7 protein-coding genes and 1 tRNA gene are annotated in these 4,989 nt (G+C 71.2%); 5 read left to right on the plus strand and 3 right to left on the minus strand.

Annotation, left to right across the window (positions count from 1 at the left end; all coding sequences use genetic code 11):
• Both ACFFNX_RS41945 and ACFFNX_RS41950 read left to right on the plus strand, forming a co-directional pair.
• A partial coding sequence (locus tag ACFFNX_RS41945) for a mannosyltransferase YkcB-related protein (protein ID WP_512699880.1) occupies window positions 1-432 on the plus strand: 432 nt, incomplete at its 5' end.
• A gap of 356 nt (window positions 433-788) precedes the next feature.
• A tRNA-Arg gene (locus ACFFNX_RS41950) sits at window positions 789-865 on the plus strand.
• 42 nt (window positions 866-907) lie between these two features.
• On the opposite strand, the gene ACFFNX_RS41955 is transcribed toward ACFFNX_RS41950, so the two are convergent.
• On the minus strand, window positions 908-1,408 hold the full coding sequence (locus tag ACFFNX_RS41955; protein ID WP_378211803.1) for a hypothetical protein: 501 nt from the start codon (window positions 1,406-1,408) through the stop codon (window positions 908-910).
• Between ACFFNX_RS41955 and ACFFNX_RS41960 the strand changes: the two genes are divergently transcribed.
• Both ACFFNX_RS41960 and ACFFNX_RS41965 read left to right on the plus strand, forming a co-directional pair.
• Complete coding sequence (locus ACFFNX_RS41960; protein WP_378211810.1) at window positions 1,332-1,556, plus strand: hypothetical protein; 225 nt, start codon at window positions 1,332-1,334, stop codon at window positions 1,554-1,556. The genes ACFFNX_RS41955 and ACFFNX_RS41960 overlap by 77 nt on opposite strands.
• Before the next feature lie 167 nt (window positions 1,557-1,723).
• Window positions 1,724-2,173: an FAD-dependent monooxygenase family protein gene (locus tag ACFFNX_RS41965; protein WP_378211804.1), complete on the plus strand. Its 450-nt coding sequence runs from the start codon at window positions 1,724-1,726 to the stop codon at window positions 2,171-2,173.
• Between the two features lie 233 nt (window positions 2,174-2,406).
• On the opposite strand, the gene ACFFNX_RS41970 is transcribed toward ACFFNX_RS41965, so the two are convergent.
• Together ACFFNX_RS41970 and ACFFNX_RS41975 are read right to left on the minus strand one after the other, a co-directional pair.
• Window positions 2,407-3,069 carry an SGNH/GDSL hydrolase family protein gene (locus tag ACFFNX_RS41970; RefSeq protein WP_378211806.1) on the minus strand — a complete coding sequence of 221 codons (663 nt, stop codon included), beginning with the start codon at window positions 3,067-3,069 and terminating at the stop codon, window positions 2,407-2,409.
• The gene (locus tag ACFFNX_RS41975) at window positions 3,066-4,622 is read right to left on the minus strand and encodes an FAD-dependent oxidoreductase (RefSeq protein ID WP_378211808.1); all 1,557 of its coding nucleotides are present in this window, start codon (window positions 4,620-4,622) and stop codon (window positions 3,066-3,068) included. The genes ACFFNX_RS41970 and ACFFNX_RS41975 overlap by 4 nt, the downstream gene beginning before the upstream one ends.
• Before the next feature lie 139 nt (window positions 4,623-4,761).
• On the opposite strand from ACFFNX_RS41975, the gene ACFFNX_RS41980 reads away from it, so the two are divergent.
• Window positions 4,762-4,989: AfsR/SARP family transcriptional regulator (locus ACFFNX_RS41980; protein WP_446678553.1), on the plus strand; the 228-nt coding region annotated here is incomplete at its 3' end.

The following is a 4,989-nucleotide window of genomic DNA, read 5'->3' on the forward strand; positions in this document are numbered from 1 at the left end:
GGCGGCGGCATGCCCTCCGGTGGCGGCCAGGGCGGCAGGATGCGCCGCGGAGGCATGGGCGGACCGGGCGCGCTGCTGGACGCGCCCGCCCCCGGCGCGGCCCTGACCGCACTGCTGAAGCAGAACGCCGGCAGGTACACGTGGGCGGCCGCCGCGGTCGGCTCCAACAGCGCCGCCGGCTACCAGCTCGCCACGGGTGCCCCGGTGATGGCGCTCGGCGGGTTCAACGGCACCGACCCGTCCCCCACACTGGCCCGCTTCCAGCGGTACGTGCGCGAGAAGAAGGTCCACTACTTCATCGCCACGTCGACACCCATGGGCGGCGGACGCGGAAGTTCCGGCAGCGACGACGCACAACAGATCGCCGCGTGGGTGGCCAAGACGTACACCGCCAAGACCGTGGACGGCACGACGGTCTACGACCTCGGCTAGGAGAAACCCGGCCGCACGAAATCCGAACCCGCGCGGTTGTGACCGCCTCGGTGCATCGGTCGGAAAGATCCACCCGAAGGAGGGGTTCCGGTCGCCCCACATGGCCCTCTGTGCGTGGCCGGAACCGGCCCCTCACTCGGAGTCGTGACAGTCCGTAACAGGTCGGGTGAAATCCGGCTGTTCGTCTATGTCAGACAAAGATCCAACAAGTTATGTGACTGATATGCATCGTCGCAGCTCCAGGGGACACGGCCGGTATCGGCCACACGAGCCCCCGCCCGACGGGCGGCCGATGGCGGTAAGCGGCCACCGGCATCACATCAACGCTCCGGAGTCCGTACACTCTGATCGGACCGGCGCCCATAGCTCAGCCGGATAGAGCATCGGACTTCTAATCCGACGGTCGGGGGTTCGAATCCCTCTGGGCGCGCCATCGCCCGCCCGGGCCACCCGAGTCCGACCAGCGGCACCACGGTCAGGCACCGCCCAGATGGCGTCTGACCGTGTGCGGCTCCCCCGGCCATCCCCGAGTGCGCTGACCGGACTTACCCCCTGCGGAAGCGTGGCGTCCGGTGCACGATCCAGGTCGCGGCCGTCGACGTCTACCCAAGGCCGGGATCCTCATCGCGTACGCCGCAGCCCCGCACGATGGTCCGGGCCATGTCCTGGACGACGTCCCTGCTGACAGTCCCCGGCGGCGACGTGAACAGCGCGCCCGTGTAAAGCGTGACGATCGTCGTGTGGGGGTGGTGAGGCCAAGTTTGCCGTGGTGTCCGGCGGTGACCTGCAACGCGGTGTCCCGCAGGCTCGCGAGCGTCGAGGCGGGCATCGGCCCGTGGGTGGCTTCCAGTTGCAGTTCGAAGATTGCCAGAAAGCGGTCGCGCAGCGTGGTCACCGCTGTGAGCAGTGACTCCGTCAGCAGGTCGGCCAGGGTCGCGGGCTGCTCGGTGGCTTTGCCGCTGCTGGTCACCGACATGGCACAGGTGCAGCAGGTGGTCGGGGCACCCGCCATGATCGACCGGGCGGAACTGCACCGGGCGCTACGCGCACCGCTGCCGCCCGGCCTGGTGAGAACCACAACCCGGTTCAGCGCCTGGAGCCCGGCGTCACCGGAGTGGCCGTGATCAGCGGCGGCGAGTCCGTGGCGAGAGCCGACGCCGTGGTCGCGGCCGACGGTATCGGCAGCAGGTTACGCTCGGCTGTTCTCCGGTCATCCCGGGCTGCGGTGAACCGGCCGGATGGACCTGCGCGGCATGCTGCTCCGCCGGCGCCGGACCGGCTCGTCAGTCAGTTGGTCGACCGCCGCAGCGGCGCGATGTTCGGACTGTTCCCCGTCGGTGAGGACCGCCTGTGCTGGTTCACCGGCTCTCTCCTGGACGGCCCGCCGCCCGATGCGGACGAGGGACGTCGGCAGATGCTGTCCCTGATGGCCGGCTGGTATCCCCTCGTCACCGAGTTGATCGAGACCGCCCCGCCCGCCGACATCTACCTCGACCCGATCGCCCGCCTGGCCGTACCCCTCCCCTCGTTCGCGGTCGGCAGGATCGTGCTCCTCGGCGACCCGCGCACGCCATGCCGCCCGGCCTCGGCCAGGCCTTCGAAGACGCCCGCCGCATTGGCCCGCCACCTGACGGGCGCGGAACCGGCCGACGTCACCCGGCGGCTCCTGCGCTACGGCGCCGAGCGCAGGCCCGGCGCCGACCGCATCTTGGGGGCGGCGACCCGGCAGGCGCGCGGCTGACCGCACAGACCGGCGTCACCGCCCGGCTGCGGGACACGCTGCTCCGTGCCATACCCTCCCGGTCGGCCACCCGAGACCTCGCCGAACCCGTCCCGGTCGGCCACCCGAGAACTCGCACGCCCGACACGCCACTGGTTCCTCGCCATCCGGCTCGGGAGCCGGACGCCGCTTGGTGGTCGATCCGCCGTGACCGTGGAATCCGTGCTCGCGTCCCATCCGGCGTTCGGGTGCGGTCACGTGACCAGGCGCAGCCAGGCCGCCGCGAGTGCGGCGTGGCCGGCCGGGGTCGGGTGTACGCCGTCCGCAGCCCAGTACTCCGGGCCGGTCGTCGCGGCGAGTTCGGCGAACATGCCGTCGGCGGCGAGCAGGTGCGCGCCGTACTCGCGGGCGAGTTCGCGCACGACCTGGATCTTCGGGTCCAGGTCGGCCCGCCACTCCTTCCGGACCTCTGCGCCGAGGTGCATGTCGCCGACCTCGACAGCGCCGCGGACCGGCAGCAGGAACGGCTCGATGAGGATCAGATCGACGCCCGCCTCGGCGAGGGGCGCGAGCAGGCGGTCGTAACCCGCCGCGTAGTCCTCCGCGGGGATCACGTGACCGTCCGGGGCGTACGTGTGCCAGCCGACGTCATTGATGCCGACGAGGATCGACACCACGTCCGGGCGTGCGTCGAGCACGTCCGCCTGCCACCGGGCTTCGAGGTCCATCACCTTGTCGCCCCCGATCCCGGAGTTCAGCCAGGTCACGGCCTGCTCCGGGTGCCGGAGTCCCCACTCGCCCGCGATCCGCAGCGGGTAGCCGAACCCGAGGCCGTGTTCGCTCTCCAGCCGTTGGCAGTCGGTGATCGAATCGCCGGTGAACATCACGGTGTCTCCCGGCCGGAGGGTGATCGTCATATGCGCTCCTGGAACTCGGTTGAGGAGAGGAAGGGTTCGCGCCCTGAGATCTCCGGACGGCCGAACCAGCGGCCGGCGGCCCGTTCGAACGCTTCACGATCAGGGGCGCGGTCACCTGCCCAGGCGACCACGCCGTCCGGCCGGACGAGCACGGCACCTGATCCGAGGTCGTTTCTCGCCGCACCGGCCACGTACCGTATCCGGCCCTCCCAGGCCATCGCCGAATCGCGCAGGCTTCGGCCGACGCTGAAGTCGAGCGCGACGCCTCGTCCGTCCCGCATCAGGTCGCCGAGGCGAGTGCCGTCCTCAAGGCGCAGGTCCGGGGCGTTGCGGCCGATCAGCGGCTGCTCGCTGCCAAGGTCGTAGCGGAGCGACGATCCCGACAGCCTGTCGAACACGTAAGTCGTTCCGTCACGGGTCCCGAGCAGGTCGCGAATCACTCCTTGGATCGCCTGTGCGTACGGGTCGGGCCTCATGACCGCCGCCTGGGCGCGCGTCCAGTCGAGCACCCGGGCGCCGATCGGATGACGCTCGCGGGTGTAGGTGTCGAGCAACCCGTCCGGCGCGTACCCGTGCACGGTCGCCGCGAGCTTCCAGCCCAGGTTCATGGCGTCGCCGATGCCGAGATTGAGGCCCTGCGCGCCCAGGGGAGAGTGGATGTGAGCGGCGTCGCCCGCGAGCAGGACGCGTCCCTGCCGGTAGGTCGTCGTCTGCATCGCCCGATCGGTGAAGGTCGAGGCGAGGTGGACGTCGCTCAGCGTCACGTCGGTGCCGGATACACGGCGCAGCACCGCCTGGAGATGTTCGCGGGTCGGCCGCCGCGAGCGGTCGAACGCGCCGCCGTCGGGCTCCAGCATGCCGATGTACCCCTTCGCGGGCGTCCGGAGGTACATGCCCGTCGGCGTCAGGTTGAACCCGGGGCGCAGCTTCCCGGGATCGGCGACGGTGGCGAGCACGGCGTAGCCGGTGAACTGCGGCTCGGTGCCGACGAAGTCGAAGTCCGCGAGCGTACGCACCGCGCTGCGTCCGCCGTCACAGCCGACGACCCAGCGCGCCGCGTGTTCGTGCTCGCCGGCTCGCGCGACCACGCTCTCGCCGTCCTGTGTGATCGCGGAGACCCCGGCGCCGCGCCGGATCTCCACGCCGAGCTCGGACGCCCGCTCGGACAGCACCGTCTCGACCGCTTCGAGGTTCGTTCTCACCCCCTCCATCGCCGGGCTGGGCAGCCGGAACGGCAGGGCGGCGACGTCGACGTCGGCCGGATCGAGCATCATGCCGGCGAAGTGGCCGACGCCGCGAGGAGGCGACGCCTCGTCCCCGCCGGGATCGTCGTGGACACCCGACGCCGTCAGCAGCGGTCGCAGCATCCCGCGGCGGTAGAACGCCTCGACCGACGCGACGGACAGGCCCCGCATCCCGAGCGGGTCCGCCTTCCACGGGGAGCGGGGCTCCGGCTCCCGCTCGAGCACCAGGACGGAGCAGCCCGCGAGGCCGAGCTCGCAGGCGAGGAACAGACCGACCGGGCCCGCCCCCACGATCACTACGTCATGCATGAAGAACTCCCCTTCCAAAGCTCGCCATCCAGTTCTTCTCAGGCACGCAAAGACTGGAGCAGGCCGCTCACACGGCGCTCACACGGCGCTGACACGGGGTGGTTTGGGGACTCGAGGGTGCGCCCGCGAAGATTGGGAGATGAACGGGGATGCGCGGCTTCGCGTCACGCTGCTCGGCGCCTTTCAGGTGTCTCGCGGTGGCGCCGTCCGGCCCGTTCCGGGTGCGCGGTTGCGGGGTCTGGCCGTACGGCTGGCGCTCGCCGGCGGGCGCGCGGTCGAGCCGGGCGTCCTGATCGACGCGATCTGGGCCGAGGACCCGCCGAAGGGTCCCGCCCACGCCCTGCAGGCCCTCGCCTCGCGCCTGCGC

The organism is Actinoallomurus acaciae (genome assembly GCF_042429965.1).
Taxonomy (GTDB): domain Bacteria; phylum Actinomycetota; class Actinomycetes; order Streptosporangiales; family Streptosporangiaceae; genus Actinoallomurus; species Actinoallomurus acaciae.

What these genes read in the sequence shown, in the direction of transcription:
- ACFFNX_RS41955 (WP_378211803.1), bottom strand. Translation starts at nt 1,408, where the DNA reads ATGTCGGTGACCAGCAGCGGCAAAGCCACCGAGCAGCCCGCGACCCTG.
- ACFFNX_RS41970 (WP_378211806.1), bottom strand. Translation starts at nt 3,069, where the DNA reads ATGACGATCACCCTCCGGCCGGGAGACACCGTGATGTTCACCGGCGAT.
- ACFFNX_RS41975 (WP_378211808.1), bottom strand. Translation starts at nt 4,622, where the DNA reads ATGCATGACGTAGTGATCGTGGGGGCGGGCCCGGTCGGTCTGTTCCTC.